Here is a 22,258-nt window from a genome sequence, read left to right as displayed (position 1 = left end):
GGGTATTTCTGCTTACTCCTTCTGGCTCTGCCAGGAGACTGGCTAACCAAAAGTACAGTTATTGGCCAAACAAAAAGGCCATCACGTCATGCGTGATGGCCTTTGAGGTCTGAGCTTCTCAGCAAAGAGGCTCCGGTGTGCTGTGATGCAGGAGGGCAGCCTTGATGAAGCCATTGAAGATCGGGTGCGGATCATTCGGCTTGCTGCTGAATTCGGGGTGGAACTGGCAGGCTACAAAGAACGGGTGGCCGGGCAGCTCGATGGTCTCAGCTAGCTCGCCCTTCTGGGAGACGCCGCTGATGACGAGGCCGTTGGTCTCAAGCTGTTCCTTGTAGTCGTCATTGACCTCGTAGCGATGGCGGTGGCGTTCGCTGATGACATCTTCCTGATAAAGCTCATGCACTTTCGAGCCGGGAGTGAGCTGGGTGACCCAGCTACCCAGACGCATGGTCCCGCCGAGCTGCTTCACCTTTTTCTGCTCTTCCATCATGCTGATGACGGGAGCGGCCGTACCTTTATCGAACTCGGTGCTGTTGGCATCTTTCAAGCCACAGACATTGCGAGCGTATTCGATGACGGCGATTTGCATGCCAAGGCAAATGCCGAAGAAAGGGATGCCTACGCGACGAGCGTAACCTGTGGCGGCGATTTTACCCTCAGTTCCGCGATCACCAAATCCACCAGGAATGAGAATGCCCTGAAGGCCATTGAGGTAGATATCTGGACCGGCTTTCTCGATGGCTTCTGCGTCCACGCGGACGATGTCCACCTTGCAGTCATTGGCCGCACCTGCGTGCGTGAGGGCTTCATAGATGCTTTTGTAGGCATCCTGTAGCTCGATGTATTTGCCCACGACTCCAATGCGAACATGGTGAGTCGGGTGAATGACACGCTGTACAAAATGGCGCCATTTGCCAAGGTCTGGCTGCTCGGTCGGGAGATTGAGCTGCTTGCAGACCACATCATCCAAGCGCTCTTCGTGGAGCTTCAGGGGCACCTCGTAGATGCTGTGTTTCACATCGCGTACTTCAATGACGTCTTCGATCGGGACGTTGCCGAAGAGGGAGATTTTTTCACGAACGTCCAACTCAAGGGGATGCTCCGTGCGGCAGAGAATGATGTGCGGGGCGATACCGATCTCACGCAGCTTGGCGATGGATTGCTGGGTGGGCTTGGTTTTCAGCTCCTGCGCAGCCTTGATATACGGAACGAGTGTGGCGTGGATGAAGAGCACATTACCCTGGCCGATCTCATGGCCGAACTGACGGATGGCCTCCAGGAAAGGCAGACCTTCGATGTCACCCACCGTGCCGCCGATTTCTGTGATGATGACGTCTGCCGTCATCTTGGTAGCGACTTCCTTGATACGCTCCTTGATCTCGTTGGTGACGTGAGGGATGACCTGCACCGTGCGGCCCTGGTATTTGCCTGCACGTTCTTTCGTGAGGACACTTTGATAGACCTGGCCGCTGGTCAGGTTGTTCAAGCGAGAAAGGTTGGTGTGGGTAAAGCGCTCGTAGTGACCTAGATCCAGGTCGGTCTCTGCGCCGTCATCCAGCACGTACACCTCACCATGCTCGTAGGGGTTCATGGTGCCCGGATCGATGTTTAGATACGGGTCAAATTTCTGCATGATGACCTTGAGGCCACGGAGCTCTAGCAAGGTGCCTAGGGCAGACGCGGCCAGACCTTTGCCAAGAGAGCTGACGACGCCTCCAGTGACGAAAATGTATTTCATAGGCTTCTGCGGCAGTGTGTTAGGCATGATGTCAGGGGGGAGGGATGGTCAGGAAATGTTGTTCGATGGCAGCGGCCTGCTCAGGTGTGTCCACGCCTGGCGAGAGGTCATCGGTCAAGACGATGCGAAGAGGAACGCCGTTTTCGACGGCGCGGAGCTGCTCCAGAGATTCGGTCTGCTCAAGGCGCGAGGGCGGCCACGCAACGAACTGAAAAAGGAAGCTGCGCTGGAAGCCGTAGATGCCGAGATGGCGGTAGTGCCGCACGCCGGCGCTGGCATTGCGCACGTACGGCAAAGGCGAACGCGAGAAGTACAAGGAATCGCCTTTCACGTCGAAGACGACTTTGACCACATTGGGATCGCTCACCAGGGCTTCATCGTGAATCGGAGCGGCAGCCGTGATCATGCGCACCTGCGGTTCCCGGCGAAGGACAATGGCTAATTCATCAATGAGAGCCGGGGAGATGAGCGGTTCATCACCCTGCACATTGATGATGGTGCGATGATCGGGGAAAGAACGCGCAGCTTCGGCGATGCGGTCAGTCCCACTGGGATGATCTGGCGCTGTCAGCACGGCTTTGGCTCCAAAGGCGGCGGCGGCTTCGGCGATGCGTTCGTCATCCGTCGCGATGATGATATCGTCCACCTCACGGCAGCTTTGGCAGCGTTCCCATACATGCTGCACCAGCGGCTTTCCGGCGATGAGGTGGAGCATCTTGCCTGGGAATCGGGTGGATCCCCAGCGGGCAGGTATGGCTACGAGTGTACGTTGATTCTCTGGATCGGACAAGGGTGGTGGCAGGACGGTTCACCTGAGATGGCGCGGAGGCGGGAAGGGTGCAAGAAAGAAATGGCGAATGTCAGGGCGTCACTTCTTCGACTCCCCAGGGGCAGTCGAATTTTTCTCCGCCACGGGCTTCTAAGTCAGACGAAAAGTGGCTTTTCTACGCGCTCTTGCCAAGACGGGGAATTTCGCTCAAAACACGGCGGTGAATCGCTTCCTGACGGCGTGTCATTTCAGCCGCTTCCTCCGCCTCGTGATCATCCCACCCGCCCAGGTGCATCAGACCATGAATCAGATAGAGGGCCAGTTCTTCATTCAGCGTCTGGCCATGCTCAGCCCCTTGGCGCAGGGCGGTGTCTGCACTGACGAGGATTTCACCATGATGAAAGGTGATGACATCTGTCGGAGTTGGGTCTTCGAGAAATTCGGCATGCACCTCGGCAATTTCGTCGTCGGAAATGATGGTGAATTCGATTTCTTCCAACTCAGATAGTGGAGCCTGAGGAGATTTAGCTTCTGCCAGACAATGGGGCAGGGCAGATTTGAGGATCCGGCGCAGCCAGGGTAGGTCTGGGCGGTGCGTTTTCTGCCGATTGTACAGCAACAATTTGACCATTAGGCAGCAGAGGCTGGGGGCTTGCGGGCAGAGCGCTTTTTCTCGTTACCGGCACCCGTAGCGTAGGGGTTTTCAGTCACTAAAGTCATTCCATCATGGATCTGAGCCGTGGCTGCCGCCTCTTTCGTGATGATGTTGGAAGTCGGAGCTTCGTGGCCTTTCTGATACTTGATGCGGCTATGCATCATGCTGAGCAGAGTTTTCACGAAACTGGCCTTCACTCTCGCCAGTTCGGCGATGGTGAGGTCACATTCATCCAACTGGCCATCTTTCATCCGGTCCTGGACAAGTTCGTCCACGAGACCTTCGATACGGGAGGCATTCGGTTTTTCCAGCGCACGGGAGGCACTTTCCACTGCATCAGCCAGGGAGATGATGGCAGATTCTTTAAACTGAGGTGTGGGACCTGGATAACGAAAGACTTCCTCGCTCACTTGCGGTACATCATCTTCCTTGGACTTGCCTTGCTCCACGAGGCGGATCATTTCTGCCTTTTGGTCGAGCGCGCGTTTGTAGAAATACCAGGCTAGAGAGGTGCCGTGGTGCTGCTCGATAACATCAATGATGCTCACATTGAGCTTATGCTTGATGGCTAAGTCCACACCATCTTTCACATGCGCGATCAAAATGAGGGCGCTCATGCGGGCCGTAAGATCATCATGCGGATTCTCCGCAGGGTCCATGTTCTCAATGAAATATTCTGGCTTGGTCAGTTTGCCGATGTCGTGGAAGTAAGCGCAGACTCGAGTCATGGCTGCATTGGCACCGATGGATTCAGCGGCTGCTTCGGACAAATTGGCCACGACAAGGCTGTGATGATAAGTGCCGGGTGCCTCAATGCTGAGGCGTTTCATCAGAGGGTGATTTAAGTCTGCCAGTTCTAACCATGAAACCTCCGTGGTGGCACCAAATAAGCTTTCTATCACTGGGAGTAAGCCGCCCACCAACAGGCCCGTGATGATACCAATGGCGAAAGGAACGCCGAGAATGCGCCCTAACGAAACTCCGCCCAGTCCTGTGCCAGCCGCTTCATGAAGAATGAGGGAGAATACTGCGGCTACGACACCAATGTAAAGCCCGGCCATGAAAAGGCGGTTCCTCCGCCTGACACGTTTGGTGAAAAGAACCACGAGGAAGCCAATCAGTGAAGAACTGGCAAGGTAGGTGATCGGGTTCACGGCTACACAGACAATCGTTCCTAACAAAGTCGAATAAATGGCTGCGAAGAGCCCCATTTTACGGCCTAAAATAACCGAAAGCACCAGCGGGGCAAAGGCGTGTGGCATGGCGACAACAAGGAGAGCTCCGGTCCAGCTCTGTTGGTTGCCATAATCCAGCATGGCCACGTTCGCGCCCATTTGAAGAAGCAGGGTGCCGAGCACCAAGGCCAGTTCGGCATTGTCTTCGACATCCTCCGTCAAAGCCACTCTCAAATGCACCACCAAGGCGGAAGCGATGGCGGCCATGCAAATGTATGCGATCGGCTGGGGTGTCACGGTACCTGGGATGACTGCGGCCCCCATCTTCATCAGCAGACCCAGCACGAAGAAGAAGCCCAAATAAACGGCAATAGTCGCGGCTTTGTGCGTCCGCAGCTCATCCACGAGATCTCCCTCTTGATGCTTCAGGCGCTTCTTCCCACAGGAAAGCCCAGCTCGTTGCAATTTGGCCCGGCGAATGGATTCAAACATGAGTGGGTTTTTCGAGAAGTATTAGCGTGATGCTAACACACTCAAGGTCGCCTACAAGAAGCCTTTTTTATCAAAATATGTTCAGAGGAACATTGATTTTAAGGTATCCTAAGATTTTGCGCGATATTGATCATAAGCCTCGATGATGCGCTGAACGACCGGTAAGCGAACGATGTCTTTGGACAAAAAGCTGACGAATTTAACGCCAGGTACGTCTTGCAGCACCTCCACCGCTTCCCGCAGACCTGAGCGGACATGCCGCCGCAAATCTACTTGAGAGGGGTCTCCCGTGATCACGCAGCGCGCTCCTTCCCCGAGACGAGTCAGAAACATGAGCATTTGCTCTGTGGTGGTATTTTGGGCCTCATCAAGAATGATGAAGGCATTTTTCAGTGTGCGGCCGCGCATGTAGGCCAGGGGGGCGATTTCGATGGCTCCTCGTTCAATCATGCGTTCGGCTTCATCCGGGTCCAGCATGTCGTAAAGCGCATCGTATAGAGGGCGAAGGTAGGGGAAGATTTTTTCTTTGAGATCCCCTGGAAGAAAGCCCAGCGCTTCGCCTGCTTCCACGGCTGGGCGAGTTAAAACCAAACGCTGTACCACTTTCTCCCTCAGTAGATGCAGACCTTGCGCCATGGCGAGGTAGGTTTTACCCGTGCCCGCAGGCCCAATTCCAAAGACCACTTCATGCTCGCGCATGGCTTGCACATAGGCAATCTGACCCCGCGTTTTCACTAAAACTGGGGGCTTCCGGCTAGAGCCTTGCAGCCGCAGATTCATGATGGCATCTGCTGGCGCACTGTCGTGCTCTGTCATCACGCTCTCCGTAACGAGGCGTAGCATAGTAGGCGTGACCTCGCCTCCTTGACGGCGAATACGCTCCAACTGCCCAAAGACTTCTTTGACTGCTGCGATGGCTGGCTCTTCCGCTTCAATGCGGACCCAGCCATCCCGGCTGGTGATTTGGACATGGAGTGTATCTGCGATGATTCGCAGGCCAGAGAGGTCGTGACCGATCAGTTTTTGTAGAAACTGGGGCGACTCATAAGTGAGGGTTTCGACGGGCATGAAGCAGGTTGGAAAAAGGGAAGTCGAAGCCCTGGTGGGTCTGCGTTTTAAACGCGCAGGCCTATTTACCCAGTGCTCCAGGGTTGAAGCCACCCATTAAAGCTCCTACGCCCCCAAAGAGCAGGGCGATCACAAGGAAGATGGCAAACATGATGATATACATCACGATGACGGCGGGGATCGAGGCCAGCATGGTCTTCAGCATGATCATAATAAGGCGACCGAAAGGAATATCAATGTCAGTCAAAGTCGTCCGAGTGGTGGTCGAAACGTCAGTAGATGGGCTCTCGTAAGGATTATTCATGGTCATGTGAATGCTGAGCTTTGAACGAACTGAAAATTAACGGTATCCGTAAGCCAGGGCCCAGTAGAGTCCCTTTTCCTTTTTCGAGGTCAAAGAAAAGACGACGCTGTAGGTGCCAGTTTTGGGTGGATTGACCCGAACTGTGGCAAACATGCCTTGATTCTTGAAGTCGAGTTCGATCTCTTTGCCTTTTTCGTCGAGCACCTTGAGTTCAAAAGCCACTTCTTCACTGGCGGTGCCTAACCAAAAGGCATATTCATTGCCTTTGAACATTTGGTGGCGGACCATCAGCTTTTGGCCGCTTTTCACTTCACCGTTCCAGTAATCTTCACGGACGATGAAACCTTGTTCCACAAAAGGAACAGCGGCTTCCATGGCGAAGCTGTGGGCATCGTCAATGGTGGCGTGGCTAAGAGGTGCGCTAGTGAGCAACAGCGCTGCCACAGAGGCAGCGGCCGTGCGTTGGAGATGGCGAATGGAGAGAAAATGCATGGACGAGTCCGGTGAGAGGTTTCGCGGAGATACCTACCTTACTTGGCTGCCTGGATATCGGTCAGCAAGCTGTCGCAGGTCTTGCCAATTTCACGCACGCCTTCTTTCGTGAAGCCATCCACGGCACCTTCCATTTTGGCCAGGATGTCTTTCAGCCCCTTGGAAATATCGGCCACATTGGGGTGGTCTTTTTTGTCCTTGGACATTTTGCTGATAGAAGCAATGAAATGCTCGACCAACATGGGTTGATTCAGCAGTTCAGCACGGTCCGCTGAAAAGCTTTTGCCGATGACGGAGGTAACTGAGGCGGTACCACGCAGCCAACCGCCCATGCTCACGCACTGGGAAAGGTCAGCGTCCTTCATTTGTTCCATGGAGTCGCGAACCGTTTTTTGAGTCTGGTCGAATTCTTTGCGAATGCTGGCCCAGTCGCTCTTATCTGCGGCGTCTAGAATCGCTTGCGCGTGGGGACGAACGGACTTGATGAGTCCTAGGGCGGTGGCGAGGTCTATGACCTCACGGCCAATGTCTTTGACGGCTTCTTTATCTTCAGCCTGCACGGCCACAAAACCTTCTGCGACGACTAGGCCGAAAAGGAGTGAGAGCTTCGTACGGTCAGGAGTCTTGGGGAGGTTCACCGTGCGGATTTCCTGGCGCCAGTTAGGCTCGCCCAATTTATCGAGAACTGAGAAAACTTCGCTCGGGACTGGCACGACTACGTCTTCGACCACCTGACCAGGGAAAGCCTGCGGATCAAACTCCTGCACACCAGCACTGGCTCCTTGGGCAGAAGCAGGGCTGATAGAGGCCAAAGCAGTCACCGCAGTGACGACAAACAGACAAGGGAGGGAGGATCGGTTCATGAGCAATGAGACGGCGTGGTCTGGTAAGAAAATTCAAGTGTAAGAAAGCCGCAAATGGACTCAGCCGCAACCGCTTTGAAGCTGGGGACTACTTGTTAGGAACTGAAGGAGCAGGGGCGGGCACTGGCGTGGTCGGCGGTCCCTGGATATAGTGATCACGCAACACCTTGGATTCGAGCAACTGGACCTGATCGAGCTTGAGAAAAGAAGAATACATGACGATTTCCGCCAAGTAACCCGAGTATTGCTCTTCTGCAGGAGCATTATCCTGGTTGGCATCCACGACTTTACCCACTTGCAGCCGTGAAAGGGGGGCTGAAGGGGGCGTGGTTTTTCCTGTTCCACGGAAGGTTTTACCAGGCGCATCTTTAGCGCGCAGTTCCGTGGCTCCCGTGCTGGCCTGCCAAGTCAGCAGCACCGTCGAAGCCAACGTTGGGTCTGCCGTGTTGCTCGTGATGGTGCTGCTGGAACTGCCATTGCGAAATTCAGCGATGATTTTTTTGGATTGATCCACTCGCAGGATGACAGTTGCGCCTTTGTCATTGGACAAGGTTAAGATGCGCATCGGCAGCCGTGAGGGATCGACCTGAAACACAACCGCTAAGGTCAAACCACGTTCGCCTTTAGGAGCAACGTCCCCAAAGGGAAATTTCCCAGCTTCTCCAGCAGCGTCGGTCATGGAAAGCGCAATAGGCCGACCTTCCCGTGGACGGAAATCTAGCACGCTACGATTCGGTTTGGCACCAATGATACCGTCCTTAGGCGTGGGCCAGAAGCTACGTTTCGGCGAGTAGTCTGCATTCTTGTTGTAGGCTCTGGCCAGATTGTCATTGGCCAAGGGGGCGATATCATGCCATTCCACCACCACCCCATCGGGCCCGGCCAGTTTACCATCTTTCCCTGTACCACCGACACCCGCGACCCAATGCAGACAAATATCGCGATCCACTGGTGGAAACAGACGATCCTGTGGCAACTGATAGGTGACTGCAGCAGGTCCTGTGGCAAGAATGGTCGGAGACGCAGATCCTCCACTGGCAGGATCTTTTTTGCCACTAAAGAAAAACCAACCCGAAACCAGCACCAAGGCGACACCGGCCCCAATGATGGCGAAAAGTTTGCCTTTGGATGCAGCGGGTTCTGACAGTTTCTGCGAAGGTGAGGAATGCAGCCTCGCTGAGGGAGACTTGCTGACTGGAACCGTCCGGCGACCGATGGGGGGGCGACCTGTCGCAGGACTCGGCCGGGAAATAGGGGTGGTATAAGCCGCCATTTCCATGATCGGCTCAGCATCTGGGATCACCTCCAAAACCGGCTGTGCATACATCTCAGCGGGCGGTTGTTGATAGTAGCCAGGTTGGACGGGAATGGTGCTGGTAGTGACAGCCCCTGGGTACATGGGCTGCGTGTAGGCACCGGACTGTTGGCCGTAATTTGGCGGCATCCAGGGCATCATCGGCGGTGCCGCAGACATTTTTTCCCAAGCGCGGAATTCTTCGATGGCTTGCTGGGCGCCCGTGGGGCGATCTTCCGGATTCAACGCCATCAGCCGCAGCACCCAGGCTCCAAGCCAAGGCGGAACATGCGGTGCCACGAGATTCAGAGGGATGATGTCGTGGTTGATATGCTTATCAATCACGATGTTCAACGATTCCCCATCAAAGGCTTTACGACCCGAAAGAGCCTCATAAAATACGCAACCGAGGGAGTAAAGATCCGTGCGGACATCCACTGGGGCGCGGGTGAGTTGTTCAGGCGCCATGTAGAAAATGGAGCCCATCACCGTGCCTTCCTGATCTTCAGTCTGCTTGCGCGCCCGCATGCCTTCACGGGCTAATCCAAAGTCAATGATCTTGGACTGCATGCGGCCCCCAGGGAGGCGCTCCACCTTGATGTTTTCGGGCTTGATATCCCGGTGCAGGATGTGCCGCTGATGGGCCGCCAACAGGCCTTCCAGCGTTTGGGACGCCAGTTCTTTAAAATCATCGTAGTGAAGGGGACCGCGGGCGACGACATCTGCCAAATCCTCCCCTTCCAGCAACTCCATCACCATGAATAAGCCCTCAGCATCGCTAGCCACGTCAAAGATGGTGACGATGTTTGGATTGCGCAGGGACGCGAGTGCGTCTGCCTCACGGCGCAGTTCTGCCGCTAGACCCGTATCACCACTGGCATCATTGGCCGAGATGAGACGCTTGATGGCGACCCAGCGCTTGAGCTCGTTGTCGTAAGCGCGGAACACGGCCCCCACGCCACCGGCGCCGAGTTTGTCATAGATCTTGTATCGTTCCGCCATCCAGTGTTTTTGGGGGTGTTCTGAGCTGACTGTAAGGAGAATCCAAAGCCTAAGGGTTTGGCAAGAGCGATGTTTACTAAATTACGCTTTCGAGACGGATTTTGAGCGTAAACACAACATTCTTGGTCAGGGATTCAGCTCCTGCTTGACGAGAGCAGCAGGTCTCCGACCATCCGCCCACATGTTTTTCCTCACTCCTCGCTACCTGAAGCACGCCAAATTGCTGCATAAAGGCGTCACTCGGTTCATTGATTACAAGCGTGATTTGTTGCCTGCCGCCAAGCTGGAGGAAATCTGTGGACTGCGCCGCAGTCTGGAGCAGGCCATGAAGGCCCGGGATAAAACACGCCTCCAAGAACTCAATGAGGAGATCAATAAAGTCTGCGAAAAAGCCCTGCCTGAAGCGGCCCCTAGCGAGATTGCAGACAATGTAGAGGTCTTCTTTGTAGCTATCGTTATTGCTTTAGGCATCCGAGGATACATTGCGCAGCCGTTCCAAATCCCGACGGGTTCCATGCAGCCGACGCTCAATGGCATCACCGCGCAGGCAACGGCGGAGGATCCGCGTCCTGGTCTGTTAGGCTATTTGGGGTCCTTTCTCACCAGCAGTCGGCAAATTCATGTGGTGTCCGACCACAGCGGTTATTTGCGGGATGAAGAGCCTGTCACAGAGCATAAGTATTGGCTGATTTTCATGCCTTACTGCAAACTCCATTTTAAGGATGGGCATACGATTGACATCATGGCACCCTATTCGCAGCTGACTAATGAGCTCCAGCTAGCGAAGCACCTGCGCTCACAGCCGGTGCTCACGGGAAATGACACACCGGATATGAAGTATCGCGTGGTCATTCAGGGTGGGATCAAGGTGGAGAAAGGGCAACTGCTGGCCAGTGGCATCGTTCAAAACGGGGATCATGTTCTCGTGGACAAATTTTCGTATCACTTCCGCAGCCCGAATCGTGGTGAAGTCTTTGTTTTCACCACCAAGCACATTCGTGGCATTGAGAACTCTTCCTCGTTTGACCCTCGTCACGGTTCTCAGCATTACATCAAACGCCTGGCAGGTCTGCCTGGCGATAAGCTGGAAGTGAAGTCCCCCAAGCTATTCATCAATGGCGTGGAAGCTCAAGAGCCAGGTTTCCAGCGTGTCATGCAGGGCACCTATGAAGCCCCTGTGGATGGGTATCGCGGTTACTCCGACCCCGGTGCCATTGGCGGCGGGATTTCCAAAATTGACCTCGGCGCAGAGCAATACTTTGCCATGGGCGACAATAGCTACAGCAGCAGTGATTCGCGCTCCTGGGGCTCTGTGCCGGAGCGAAATCTCGTGGGCTCAGCCCTCTTCTGTTATTGGCCTCTGACGGAGCATTGGGGCCTGATTAAGTAGGGCTACGGATGATTTCGCACACTGTGGAAGGGAGTGTCACTCCTCCAGTTTCACGTCGCCTTTCGTGGGATCCACAAGTTGGGTTTTGACGAGGTCGTAGGCGGAGCCACGCATGTAGGCGTGCATATAGAGTCGTTGTTTGCGGCGCTCTAGGTTTTCTCGGACGATGGTGACCTGTTTGAAGTCCACTCGGTCTTGGAAATCGGAGAACCAGTAGATGCCATCGGCTGTGCGAAGTTTGTCATTCAACAATGCTAACCAGGTATATCCGAGACCGGTGTTGTGAATGAAATAGGTCTGGGGGCGTTTGGAGAGAATGCGGTAGATGGCTTCGCTCTGAATTTCTTTTTTGGGATCAATGCGGAACTTGCGCGTCTCAAAAAGGGTCGCGCCACCGAGGCGCCAGAATTTTTCAAATTCGACACTTGATGTGGAGTAAACTTCATCGCCGTCAATGCCCTGTGGAGGCGGTGCTTCCAGTCCACAGCCGAAGTAGAGAATGACGATGCTGCCTTTGGCTACTTTATCCACCTCCTCAATGACGCGGGGAAGATGGGGGGCCATGGAGGTGGAGACATCCAGGACAAGACCGAGACGCTTGGCCTTGATCTGCATGCCGAACATGGAGAAGGGTTGAAAGACGAGGCCGGTCTTTCCTCCCATGCCGATGCCTTTGCCAAAACCGTTTCCAGATCCTGCTAGCCCCATGCCTGCGGTGAGTTTGCTGTCAGAAAGAAAGTCTTTGGACTTGGGCAGATCAAGGAGATCTGGGACATCGTCTGGAAGCACAATGTCTGAGATGGAGCCCACGGCGGCGATCTTTCTCACGGGCATGGCCTTCTTGAGCCAGGGGCTTTTTTTCTGCTGGATTTTGTGCTCAAGGGCCTGAGAGGCTTCGGCTCCTTGCTGTGTTCCCCCACCGGGAAGAAAGTCCACCTGTTTATCGGCGACTTGACTGACGACGATCAAGGCCCCGCTCAGTAGGAGGAGCGCATGGACAGCGACGCTGAGGCTAAGGGCTTTCCCGCCCCAGCGTTCCCAGTATTGCCGGACGGGACTCAGCTTCTCAGGAACTTTGGTTTCGGTTGTTGAGGGCGCCTCTTTGACCTCCGCAGTGTTTGGAATCTCCGCATGGGATGGTGCTTGGTTCTCCGAGAGGCCTATTGATTCAGGAAGAGATGCGGATTTTGAGGCTGCTTTCTGGCCTTTTGAGGCAGATGTTTTGGTTGTGCTTTCCTTTTTGGGGTTGGCGGTCTGTATTTCCTTAGATTGTGAAGGAGGCTCCGGAGCGGCTGGGGTGAGTGTCTCTAGCGGTGTCTCTTCGCTGCGTTTAGCAACGATGGTGCGCCTAGGCGGGACTGGAACTTCTGGTGGGAGCTCTACGGGTGGGGGGGAGTCTTCGACAAGAGGGGCGCGGCGGCCAACGATAGTGCGGCGCGGTGCGGGCGGCTGCTGAGGGAGATCTAGATCTTCCTGAAGGGATGTTGGAAAAGCTTTTTTAATCCAGCCTGCGTCTGTGGATTCGCTTGCGGGATTTTGCAGCAGTTCCTGCCAGTCGTCTGAGAGGGGAATGGGGGCTTCTTCTGGAGGCGCAGCCTGAGGTGCGGGCTGGTTGGAACGTGGGCCGATCCGCGTTTGCTGACGGGGTGCCTGGGACTGGGCATGCCCATTCTGTCGGGAGCCGCCATCCGCCGTGGGTAGCTGACTGAAGTCATCGGATGGATCTTGAGGAGGCATGGACACTTTAAATAATAATCAGCCGCTCAAGAAATGCCGGATCGAGTCCCGGCCCGCAAGCTTTTCGTCACTGTGCGTTCCCGCTGCTAAAGTTCGAACGGATGAGGTCGAACTTTCTTGTCCGGTTTTGGGGGGTGGTGTGAGATAATAAGACTGTATGAACACGCAGGAGACACGCGCTGCCCAAATCTTTCTCACCCATCACGACTTTGTGAAAGGGGTGGCGCTGAAGTATGCTCCCTGGCCAGGATTGATGGAGGACATCGCCCAGCAAGTGTTTTTAGAATTCATGGCGAAGGAGCAGAGGTGGGATCTGGAAAATGATCTGCGCCCACTTCTGGCTACCATGACCCGCCATGTGGCCATGCGGCTGTGGCGTGACCGCACACGCCAACGGCCTGAAGTGGTGCAAAAACTGGCGGACCACATTCGCCTGCTGGCTGAGGAAAGTGAGTTACCACCGCGATATGAAGAAGAGGTCGGACTTCTGCGGGAGTGCTTACAGAAACTACCGGAGAAAAGCCGCGACCTCATCCAAATGTATTATTACAGCGATGTATCCACCCCGCAGATCGCCGAGCAGCTAGAAATGAAAGCTGACACGGTTTGCCGCGCTCTATCCCGCGTGCGGGAGAAGCTGCGGGAGTGCATCCAGCGCCAGATCCAGCAGGGAGGTGCCGCTCATGTCTGACCCGATGATTGATCCCGATGTCCTGATCCAACGTTATCTGGAAGATTGCCTGACCGAAGAGGAGGCTGAGGCCTTGCTCATGCTTTTGCAAAGGCGAGAAGATGGCTCAGGAAAGCTGCATGAGAAGCTTCTATCCCAGCTTTCCATGGATGCAATGTTGCGAGAAAGGAAGGCTAGCCATGCAGTGCCAATGAGGGGCCCGATGCCCGCGAAAAGGCGCAACGGGGTCAAGTTTAGTTTTACCGTGCTGGCCTCGGTGGCTGCACTGGCGGCTTGTATCACCCTAGCGGCGACATGGTTAATCACGCCTGCCGATACAGAGGCGGATGAGGATACCACGACGGCGGTGGCTGTTTTGACGAGGGGTGTGAATCTTGAATGGGAAGGGGACCCTCATGCACCTGGCAGCCCGCTGGCCCCGGGGTGGTTGCGACTGAAATCAGGCTTAGCACAGATCGAGTTTTATCAAGGAGCAAGAGTAACCCTCGAGGGGCCGGCTGCTTTTCAGTTGATCTCACCTAGCGAAGCTTTTTGTTCGGCAGGAAAGCTCAGTGCTCACGTTCCCCCCCAAGCCAAAGGCTTTCGCATTGATACGCCAAAAGGCATGATTGTGGATCTAGGAACGGATTTTGGTCTGGATTTGAACACCTCTGCCGCAGAGTTACACGTCTTCAAAGGGGAGGTGGAACTGCATGCCTCTGGAGCGGAGATGAAACCGCTGAGAGAGGGGCAGGGGATGACGTTGGGGAATGAGACACGGTCTATTTTGGCGAATCAGGCCGCTTTCGCTTCACTGGGCTCGGTGGATGAACGTACGGCGGAATCTCAACGGGTGGCCTTTGAGACGTGGTTATCCCGAAGTGCGGTGTGGAATGAGGAACCAGCTTTGCTGATGCGACTGGACTTTCAAGACCGCACAGATACGCGCAGCCTGCGAAATTTGGCGAGCCATGCACCACAGGTGCCCGCGGGCAGCATCGTCGGCTGTGCCTGGACGGAAGGCCGCTGGCCGGGTAAAAGAGCGCTCGAGTTTCGCAATGTGAGTGACCGCGTCAGATTGAGTGTTCCGGGGGAACAAATGGCAGTTACCTTGAGTGCCTGGGTGCGAGTGCATGGACTGGACCGTGCCTACAATTCCCTGTTCATGGTCGAGGGGTATTCAAACGGTGGCATTCACTGGCAGATCACTCGTGAAGGGAAATTGCGCCTGGGTATTGCAGGGCGAGATGAGAAATCCTCTCGAGATCATGATACTCCCGCGCTTTTCACCCCGGAACGTTTCGGACAATGGATGCATCTAGCGACCGTGATTGACCCTACGGCGAAAGAAGTGCGGCATTACGTGAATGGCGATCTAGCGGCGCGTGTGCCTAGAGTGGAGGTTTTCCCCGTGACTCTAGGCGTGGCAGATCTGGGAAACTGGAATGCAGGAGGCCGCAGTGATCGTGTGGCCATTCGCCATTTCAGCGGTACCATGGATGAGTTTATGCTTTTCTCTCGGGTGCTGACAGAGGCAGAGATCAGCAAGCTGGCGCGCTGAATTCTAGACTTGCGGTTAGGTTTGAATGTTGCCAGCATCGTTGGATGAAATCATTCATCTTCGTCGCTTTGCTGCTGTCTGGTTGGAGTTATGCAGCGACAGTGAAAGATCGTGAAGGGGCCGTGCGCGCTGACAAAGCGGCGATGGAAAATGACAAGCGCTGGGCATACAATGATCTTGAAAGTGGTTTTCGGCAGGCAAAGCTAACAGGCAAACCTTTGCTGGTGGTGCTGCGTTGTGTGCCATGTCTTTCGTGCATGGGGCTGGACAGTGCGGTACTTATGCAGGGGGAGGAACTGGCCCCGCTGCTGGACCAGTTTGTCTGCGTCCGGGTGATCAATGCAAATGCGCTCGACCTAACCAAGTTTCAGTTCGACTTTGATCTGTCTTTTTCCACGCTGTTTTTTAATGGAGATGGCACTGTCTATGGCCGTTACGGCTCATGGACGCATCAGAAGAACTCGGCGGATACGACGATTTCAGGCTACAAAAGATCCCTGGAGGCAGCGTTGAAAATTCATGCGGGGTATCCAGGTAACAAGGCAAAGCTGGCAGGTAAACAGGGGGCCCCGCTGCCCTTTGTTAATCCTCTGGACATGCCGAATCTAGCCGGGCGATATCAGGCCCAGCTCGACTGGGATGGCAAAGTGATGCAGAGCTGCATCCACTGTCACATGCTGGGAGATTCCCTGCGTGCCTCCTACCGGGAAAAGAAGCAGCCTATCCCGACGGAATGGATCTATCCCATGCCATCTGCGGAAACCTTGGGACTGACTCTGGCCGTGGACCCTGTGGCTGAAGTAACGATGGTAGCGGTGGGATCTCTGGCTGAAGTGGCAGGAGTTAAAACAGGCGACCAAATCACTGCGGTCGCAGGTCAACCGCTCGTCTCCGTCGCGGACTTAAGCTGGGCACTGCATCGCACAGAAGATGCGGTTAATAAGATGCTGGAGATGACGGTGGAACGTGACGGGCGGGAGATGCCCGTGAAGCTGACACTACCTGCCGGCTGGAAGCATGGTGTAGATAATACCGGTCGTGTAGGAGCCTGGCCCATGCGGGGTATGGCGACAGGTGGAATGGTCCTGGTGGACCTCACTGATGAGGAGCGGCAGGCACGCGGACTGGACCTGCACGGCTTGGCTCTTTGGGTGAAAGGGCTGGGCATGCATGGAAAGCATGCCCTCGCTAAAAAGACGGGTTTTCAAAAAGAGGATGTCATCGTGGAATGCGATGGACTCAAAGAACGCATGACAGAAAGTCGCTTGCTGGGGCATCTGCTCCAAAAACGTTTGTTAGGCGATGTCGTGGAGGTGACTTTCCTTCGTGGGAAAGAGCGTAAAACGCTCATGCTACCCATGCAATGATAGGCCTTTGTCGAGCCTGCGAGACTCTCAAAATCAAACCGCAATAGGAGCCTTGATCGCTGGATGCGGGTCATAACCCTCGAGCGTGAAGTCTTCGAAGCGAAACGCGAAGAGATCTTTGACCTCAGGATTCAGCTTCATGACAGGCAGGAGGCGCGGCTCGCGACTGAGCTGCTCTTTGGCCTGGTCGAGGTGGTTCTTATAGAGATGGAGATCCCCAAAAGTGTGGACAAAATCACCGGGTTGGAGATCGCAAACCTGGGCCACCATCATCGTCAGTAGAGCATAACTGGCGATGTTGAACGGCACGCCGAGAAAGAGGTCGGCACTGCGCTGGTAGAGCTGGCAACTGAGCTTACCCTCCGCCACGAAAAACTGGAACAGACAGTGGCATGGCGGCAGGGCCATTTGATCCACCACGGCGACATTCCAGGCGCTGACGATGTGGCGGCGGCTGAATGGGTTTTTGCGGATGCCTTCCACGAGCTGGGTGATCTGGTCAATGGGGGCTGCCTTGGGTGCCCCTTGCCAACGCCGCCATTGAGCACCATAAACTGGGCCGAGCTCGCCTTGTTCATTCGCCCATTCGTCCCAGATGGAGACTTTGTTTTCCTGGAGATAGCGGATGTTTGTATCACCCGCGAGGAACCAAAGCAGCTCGTGGATGATGCTGCGAAGGTGTAGTTTTTTTGTCGTAACGATAGGAAAGCCTGCACTCAGATCATAACGGCTCTGCTCGCCAAAAACGGAATACGCGCCCGTGCCTGTGCGGTCTTCGCGGTAACTACCGTGAGTGAGCACCTTTTGAAGCAGGCGGTGGTATTCTTGCATGCGAGAGAGGAAAGTGCTGTGCTGAGAGGTTAAGGAGAGCTTCTCCTTGACCCTTGATGGCCTACGGTTCCTTACGCGTAAGGGACTGGAGTGCCGGTGGAGTTGGCCAGCACCTTGAAGTTCTTGATGATTTCTGCGGTGAGCTTGCCGGGCTTGCCATCGCCGATAGGACGGCGGTCATACTGAACGGCCGGGATCACTTCCGCCGCAGTGCCAGTGAGGAAACATTCGTCCGCCGTGTAGATTTCGTGGCGGGTCATGGTCACTTCGTTCACTTGCAGGCCCATTTCTGTCATGACTTCGATCACTGCCTGGCGAGTGATGCCATTGAGGGCACCGCTGGCGATGGTCGGGGTATAAACGATGCCGTTTTTGATGACAAACACGTTGTCTCCCGTGCACTCGGCCACGTAGCCCTGTTCATTGAGCATGATGCCCTCTTCACACCCGGCCTGGATGCATTCGATCTTGGCCATGATGTTGTTCAGGTAGTTCAGACTTTTGACCTGGGGGCTGAGGGCTGCAGGAGTCGGGCGGCGGGTAGCGCAGGTGATGAGGTTCAGCCCGGTCTCATACTTTTCCTTGGCGTACAAGGTGATGCCGCTGGCGATGATGATGACGCCAGCTTTGGGGCACTGGTAAGGATTCAGCCCCAGGGAGCCCACGCCACGGGTGATGACGAGGCGGATGTAACCATCGCGAAGATTGTTAGCAGCTACCGTTTCCACGGTCGCTTTTTCCATTTCTTCGATGGAAATCGGGATGGTGAGGCAGATGGAACGGGCGCTTTCATACAGGCGCACCAAGTGCTCCGTCAGGCGGAAAACACGACCATTGTAAATGCGGATGCCTTCAAAGCAGCCATCTCCGTAGAGCAGACCGTGATCGAAGACCGAGACTTTAGCCTCGGATTCAGGAACGAGTTTGCCGTCGAGGTGAATGAGCAGATTGGAGGAAGCCATGATGGATGAATGGGAGGGCGTGGAGAATGCCAGTCACACGCTCGTTTGCAAGTGTCTGCTTGCGGTCTGCATCACAGGATGCAGAGCGGCGCTGAGAAAACGGGAATTAACGACTGAGGTCACCCTGGCAGAGCACTTTGAAGCCTGCCCGGCCAAGTACATCGGCCCCCATGTCCACGTCATCGCAATGGAGGGCGAAGAGTGGGAATAGGCTGGGGCGAACCAATAACGGGTAGCAAAATTCGATGTTCAATTCTGCCGCTAGCAGCACTGATAAGCATTCGGTAAGCCGACGATCCGACTCGCTGAGTTCCACGACGATGATGAAACAATCGGTGTGAGGAATGCCTTTTTCAATGAAGAGCATGGCTGCGCTTTCAGGGTCGCTCAGGATCAAGCGTACCAAGGTCATTTCTGTCGTGTCCTGCATGGACAGGCCCAAGACTTCAATGGCATTCTCCTGGAGGAGTTTGACCAGAGCCATGAGAGAACCGACTCGGTTGGGTAGAAAGACCGAAAGCTGGCGGATGGGGCTGCTCTTGGCGGTGGCGGCAGGGGTTTCTTGCAGAGAGTTTGACTGCATGATGGAGTGGGGTAGAGGTGAAACTAGCCCGCAGGGCCGATGGTGGAGCGGGATTCATCAAAAAGAGTCACGCGCAATGGGATGGTGAACAGCACATTGCCTGCGAGTTCCAGCACCCAGCGATAGACGCCCTGCCTTTCGATACGCAAGCGCTGCAAGTTTAGGACGATATTTCGGGTGACGAAGGGGACGAAATTCGATGGGAAGCTGACATCCACTGCGGGGTCAAAAGGGGGCAGGCACTCCTGGCCGGCAGGGTCAATGCAGCGGATAAGGAAGGCGTGATGCCCCGTATCCATGGGCTCAAACATGAGCCGGATAACCAGGGAGCAATGCGGGTGAACCACGGGAAACTCACGGGCACAAAGCGTGTCGAATGCGCCTAAAATGCAGAGTTTTCCAGAGTAATCGGACGCGGAGTCGCAAAGGGTGGCGAGTTGGACCGTCATGTCTGTCAGGAAAAGGCAGGGAACTAAGAGCCGCGCTTGAAGAGCTTGCGGAAGAATCCACCCAGCGTTTTTTGCTCAGGCGGTGGTGGGGGGGGGGCAGCTTCGGCTGGGCGTGTTTCTTGGGACGGAATGCCCTCCATCTCGCCTTCATCCACCGCCAAAGCCTGAGGCACATCTTTGAGTGCAGCCACCAGGGGATCATCGGTAGGGGCACCTTCAAAGTATTTGGTGAAAACCTCATTCACGATCGGTGCCGCAATGGCCCCGCCGCCGACTTTTTCTCCAGGGCGGCCCTCATACACCACCGCAAAGGCGAGCACGGGCTGGCTCGCAGGTAAGAAGCCAGTGAACCAGGCCAGGTTTTGCTCCTTGGCAGGCACCCACTGGGCCGTGCCGGTCTTGCCTGCGATCTGAGCTTTTTTGATGGCGGCATTGCGGCCTGTACCCCCGCTGCCAGATACCACCGCCACCATGCCTTTGACCACGGTGTCTCGGTGTCCTGGGTCGAGATTGATCTGGCGGCGCACGCGAGGCTCTGTGGCATCCACGACGATTTCGCCGATGGTCTGCACCTGTTTCACCAGGCGTGGTTGCGGCATGTTCACGCCATCACCGATCGCTGCCATGGCCTGGCAAACCTGTAGGGGAGTCACTAAAACGGCACCCTGGCCGATGGCGATGTTGGCCAGTTCACCGCCTAGAATGCGGTGATCTGCATTGGTCGGCACGTTGCCTGCGACTTCCCCTTTCAGAGGAATGCCGGTGCGTTCGCCGAAACCCAGTCGCAGCGCCATATTCGTGATGGGATCTGCCCCGGTATCGAGTGCTGCTTGGTAGAACCAAGTGTTGCAGGAGCGTTTGATGGCGGAGATGACGTTCATCGGGCCTTCATCCGACTTCGTATTCCAGTTGTTGAAGTAGCGATCTCCGACCAGGAACGATGTGCCGCAATTATAACTCGTGGAGGCGCTCACTTTGCCACTCTCTAAAGCGCCCAGGGCGGTCACAATTTTGAAAGTGGAGGCAGGTGGGTAACCGCCGCGAAAGCAACGATCCGTCGTGGGTTTGCGTGGGTCATTCTGCAGTTCTTGTAAACGCGCATTGCTGATGCCAGGGACAAACTCGTTGAGGTTGAATCCTGGATTTGAAGCCATCGCTAGAATATCGCCATTGCGGATGTCCATGATGACCATGGCACCACCATTGCGAGCCCCTTTTTTGAGGGCGTTTTCGGCGTGTTTCTGGAGATTGAAATCCAGGGTGGTAACCACTGTGCGGCCTGGGGCAGGGCGGCGCAGCACTTCATCAGCCAGCAGTTTGCCATCCGGATCGAACAGCAAGTTGATCTCCCCTGGAATGCCCTTGAGCCAGGAATCAAAGGTTACTTCCAGGCCATCGCGCCCTTCCATTTCTTCAAACAGTTGATCGCCATCGGCAATGGGGCCTTGAGGGAGGGGGCGTGTCTTGCCCGTATAACCAACGATGTGGCAAGCGCTATCCTCTTTGGGGTAATTGCGGATGTAGGCGGGCTGAAGAAGCAGGCCATCCTCTAAAAGCGGAGCGAGCAGTTTTTGCTGCTCGGAGTTGATTTCCACATTGAGGTTGTCCTCCACCGAAAACACCAAAGGCAACCAGCGGCGATGCTCGTAATGGCTCAGCAGGCGCTCGTCCGGCAGCGACCAATTTTTCCCCAGGACGCGATTTGCCGCATCAATCTTGCCTTTGGCAAAGCTCAGGATCTTTTCTGGAGTGGCCTTCTCCATGAAGGGAAAATTCAGCGCGAGGTAATTGACCACTCGGTTGGTGGCGAAGGCAATACCGTTGCGATCCACAATTTGCCCACGCGGGGCAGGGATGCTCAGCCGCATGGTTCGTGCCTCTTTCTGCGTCAGGAGCGTGGCAGAGAGATCGCCCTTTTTCTTTTCTTCTCCTTCATTGCCGACAGACACATTTTGCACGGGGACAGCCTTGGGGGCTTCCTGGGCGGAGGCAGCAGGGATGGTAGAGAGTAGGCAATAGCCGAGAGCCAGCGATTGCCAGGGGCGATAAAACACAGTCTGCATGAGGGTGGGCATTCGTCCGGCGGACAGGGACGTCCCACAAGATGCCGGGTGAGCCCTCCCCCGTCAAGGTACACGTCAGGTTCCCGTCTGCGCCTGCATGAGATTTCGCACGTATTTGCCCAGAAGATCAAATTCCACGTTTAACCGCATCCCTGCCGCTTTGGTGTGGAGATTGGTAACCTGAAAGGTGTGGGGAATGATCCAGCAGACAACACTTTGAGAGGTGACTTCCGCTGCGGTTAAAGAGATACCATCCAGGCAGATCGACCCTTTGGGAATGACTAAGCCAGCATACTCTGCGGGCAACGCGACCTCTAGACGATAATCTTGCCCATGCGGACTCCAGTCTAAAACGGTGACGGTAGCGTCCACGTGCCCCTGAACAAAGTGCCCTCCAAAGCGGGCGCTCATGCTCATGGCCCGCTCCAGGTTGACTAAGCTACCGGGAATTAAATCTCCCAGACTGGTGACTTTGAGCGTCTGCATGAGCAAATCAAAACAGGCTGTCTGCTGGGAGATGTCCCATTCGGTGACTGTCAGGCAGCAGCCATTGACAGCGATGCTTTCGCCTTCGGTGAGTTCGGCGGCTAAGGGACCGACTTTGAGTGTCAAGCGTGCGCTTTCGCCGCGCGCTTCCAGAGAAAGAACGGTGCCGGTGCATTCGATGAGGCCTGTGAACATGGGGATTTTGCTACACGGAGGAAGCGCCCCTGTCGAATGGGTAATCGGCTGTGGCCTGACGAGATTCTCTTTTCTCTCGAAGCCGCATTTTTGCCTTGTCGGCGAGACGGAC

The 22,258-nt window shown here is 55.3% G+C and carries 20 protein-coding genes; 4 read left to right on the top strand and 16 right to left on the bottom strand.

Going from position 1 to position 22,258, the window contains the following annotated elements:
* Positions 1–118 precede the first annotated feature (118 nt).
* From HNQ64_RS22600 to HNQ64_RS22560, 9 genes are all read right to left on the bottom strand, one after another.
* Positions 119–1,738, bottom strand: a complete 1,620-nt coding sequence (locus HNQ64_RS22600) for a CTP synthase (protein WP_184212921.1) — start codon at positions 1,736–1,738, stop codon at positions 119–121.
* A 31-nt stretch (positions 1,739–1,769) separates the two neighbouring features.
* Positions 1,770–2,528 carry a 3-deoxy-manno-octulosonate cytidylyltransferase gene (gene kdsB / locus HNQ64_RS22595; RefSeq protein ID WP_184212920.1) on the bottom strand — a complete coding sequence of 253 codons (759 nt, stop codon included), beginning with the start codon at positions 2,526–2,528 and terminating at the stop codon, positions 1,770–1,772.
* 154 nt (positions 2,529–2,682) lie between these two features.
* Complete coding sequence (ybeY, locus tag HNQ64_RS22590; RefSeq protein WP_184212919.1) at positions 2,683–3,138, bottom strand: rRNA maturation RNase YbeY; 456 nt, start codon at positions 3,136–3,138, stop codon at positions 2,683–2,685.
* Positions 3,138–4,829 (bottom strand): HD family phosphohydrolase, encoded by a 1,692-nt coding sequence (locus tag HNQ64_RS22585; protein WP_184212918.1) that lies wholly within the window; start codon positions 4,827–4,829, stop codon positions 3,138–3,140. Before HNQ64_RS22585 ends, ybeY begins: the two co-directional genes overlap by 1 nt.
* A gap of 108 nt (positions 4,830–4,937) precedes the next feature.
* Positions 4,938–5,897, bottom strand: a complete 960-nt coding sequence (locus tag HNQ64_RS22580) for a PhoH family protein (RefSeq protein ID WP_184212917.1) — start codon at positions 5,895–5,897, stop codon at positions 4,938–4,940.
* A 61-nt stretch (positions 5,898–5,958) separates the two neighbouring features.
* Complete coding sequence (locus tag HNQ64_RS22575; protein WP_184212916.1) at positions 5,959–6,201, bottom strand: hypothetical protein; 243 nt, start codon at positions 6,199–6,201, stop codon at positions 5,959–5,961.
* 36 nt (positions 6,202–6,237) lie between these two features.
* Positions 6,238–6,693: a hypothetical protein gene (locus tag HNQ64_RS22570; protein WP_184212915.1), complete on the bottom strand. Its 456-nt coding sequence runs from the start codon at positions 6,691–6,693 to the stop codon at positions 6,238–6,240.
* Positions 6,694–6,731: 38 nt separating this feature from the next.
* Entirely contained in the window at positions 6,732–7,556 is an 825-nt protein-coding gene (locus HNQ64_RS22565) for a hypothetical protein (RefSeq protein WP_184212914.1), read from the bottom strand.
* Between the two features lie 88 nt (positions 7,557–7,644).
* The gene (locus HNQ64_RS22560) at positions 7,645–9,852 is read right to left on the bottom strand and encodes a serine/threonine-protein kinase (RefSeq protein WP_184212913.1); all 2,208 of its coding nucleotides are present in this window, start codon (positions 9,850–9,852) and stop codon (positions 7,645–7,647) included.
* A gap of 181 nt (positions 9,853–10,033) precedes the next feature.
* Here HNQ64_RS22560 and lepB point away from each other — a divergent pair, with 181 nt between their 5' ends.
* Positions 10,034–11,242 (top strand): signal peptidase I, encoded by a 1,209-nt coding sequence (lepB, locus tag HNQ64_RS22555; RefSeq protein ID WP_184212912.1) that lies wholly within the window; start codon positions 10,034–10,036, stop codon positions 11,240–11,242.
* Between the two features lie 36 nt (positions 11,243–11,278).
* Here the strand turns inward: lepB and HNQ64_RS22550 are convergent, their stop codons facing one another.
* Complete coding sequence (locus HNQ64_RS22550) at positions 11,279–12,979, bottom strand: hypothetical protein (RefSeq protein WP_184212911.1); 1,701 nt, start codon at positions 12,977–12,979, stop codon at positions 11,279–11,281.
* 157 nt (positions 12,980–13,136) lie between these two features.
* Here HNQ64_RS22550 and HNQ64_RS22545 point away from each other — a divergent pair, with 157 nt between their 5' ends.
* From HNQ64_RS22545 to HNQ64_RS22535, 3 genes are read left to right on the top strand one after another with little or no spacing between them, the layout of a single operon-like run.
* Complete coding sequence (locus HNQ64_RS22545) at positions 13,137–13,670, top strand: RNA polymerase sigma factor (RefSeq protein ID WP_184212910.1); 534 nt, start codon at positions 13,137–13,139, stop codon at positions 13,668–13,670.
* Positions 13,663–15,210, top strand: a complete 1,548-nt coding sequence (locus HNQ64_RS22540; protein ID WP_184212909.1) for a LamG-like jellyroll fold domain-containing protein — start codon at positions 13,663–13,665, stop codon at positions 15,208–15,210. The genes HNQ64_RS22545 and HNQ64_RS22540 overlap by 8 nt, the downstream gene beginning before the upstream one ends.
* Before the next feature lie 44 nt (positions 15,211–15,254).
* Positions 15,255–16,577, top strand: a complete 1,323-nt coding sequence (locus HNQ64_RS22535; RefSeq protein WP_184212908.1) for a Trx7/PDZ domain-containing (seleno)protein — start codon at positions 15,255–15,257, stop codon at positions 16,575–16,577.
* A 33-nt stretch (positions 16,578–16,610) separates the two neighbouring features.
* On the opposite strand, the gene HNQ64_RS22530 is transcribed toward HNQ64_RS22535, so the two are convergent.
* The 6 genes from HNQ64_RS22530 to HNQ64_RS22505 form a co-directional block, all read right to left on the bottom strand.
* Positions 16,611–17,408 carry a thymidylate synthase gene (locus HNQ64_RS22530; protein WP_184212907.1) on the bottom strand — a complete coding sequence of 266 codons (798 nt, stop codon included), beginning with the start codon at positions 17,406–17,408 and terminating at the stop codon, positions 16,611–16,613.
* A gap of 71 nt (positions 17,409–17,479) precedes the next feature.
* Positions 17,480–18,370, bottom strand: a complete 891-nt coding sequence (ilvE, locus tag HNQ64_RS22525) for a branched-chain-amino-acid transaminase (RefSeq protein ID WP_184212906.1) — start codon at positions 18,368–18,370, stop codon at positions 17,480–17,482.
* Between the two features lie 106 nt (positions 18,371–18,476).
* Positions 18,477–18,953 carry an acetolactate synthase gene (locus tag HNQ64_RS22520; RefSeq protein WP_184212905.1) on the bottom strand — a complete coding sequence of 159 codons (477 nt, stop codon included), beginning with the start codon at positions 18,951–18,953 and terminating at the stop codon, positions 18,477–18,479.
* A 23-nt stretch (positions 18,954–18,976) separates the two neighbouring features.
* Positions 18,977–19,402: a DUF6941 family protein gene (locus tag HNQ64_RS22515; protein ID WP_184212904.1), complete on the bottom strand. Its 426-nt coding sequence runs from the start codon at positions 19,400–19,402 to the stop codon at positions 18,977–18,979.
* 23 nt (positions 19,403–19,425) lie between these two features.
* A complete protein-coding gene (locus HNQ64_RS22510) occupies positions 19,426–21,477 on the bottom strand; it encodes a penicillin-binding transpeptidase domain-containing protein (protein ID WP_184212903.1) in 2,052 nt (683 codons plus the stop codon).
* 63 nt (positions 21,478–21,540) lie between these two features.
* The gene (locus HNQ64_RS22505; protein WP_184212902.1) at positions 21,541–22,146 is read right to left on the bottom strand and encodes a riboflavin synthase; all 606 of its coding nucleotides are present in this window, start codon (positions 22,144–22,146) and stop codon (positions 21,541–21,543) included.
* Positions 22,147–22,258: the final 112 nt, after the last annotated feature.

It is taken from the genome of Prosthecobacter dejongeii (assembly GCF_014203045.1).
Classification (GTDB): Bacteria; Verrucomicrobiota; Verrucomicrobiia; order Verrucomicrobiales; family Verrucomicrobiaceae; genus Prosthecobacter; species Prosthecobacter dejongeii.
The sequence above is the reverse complement of the archived record's forward strand: the minus strand, read 5'-3'. Positions and strand labels throughout refer to the sequence as shown.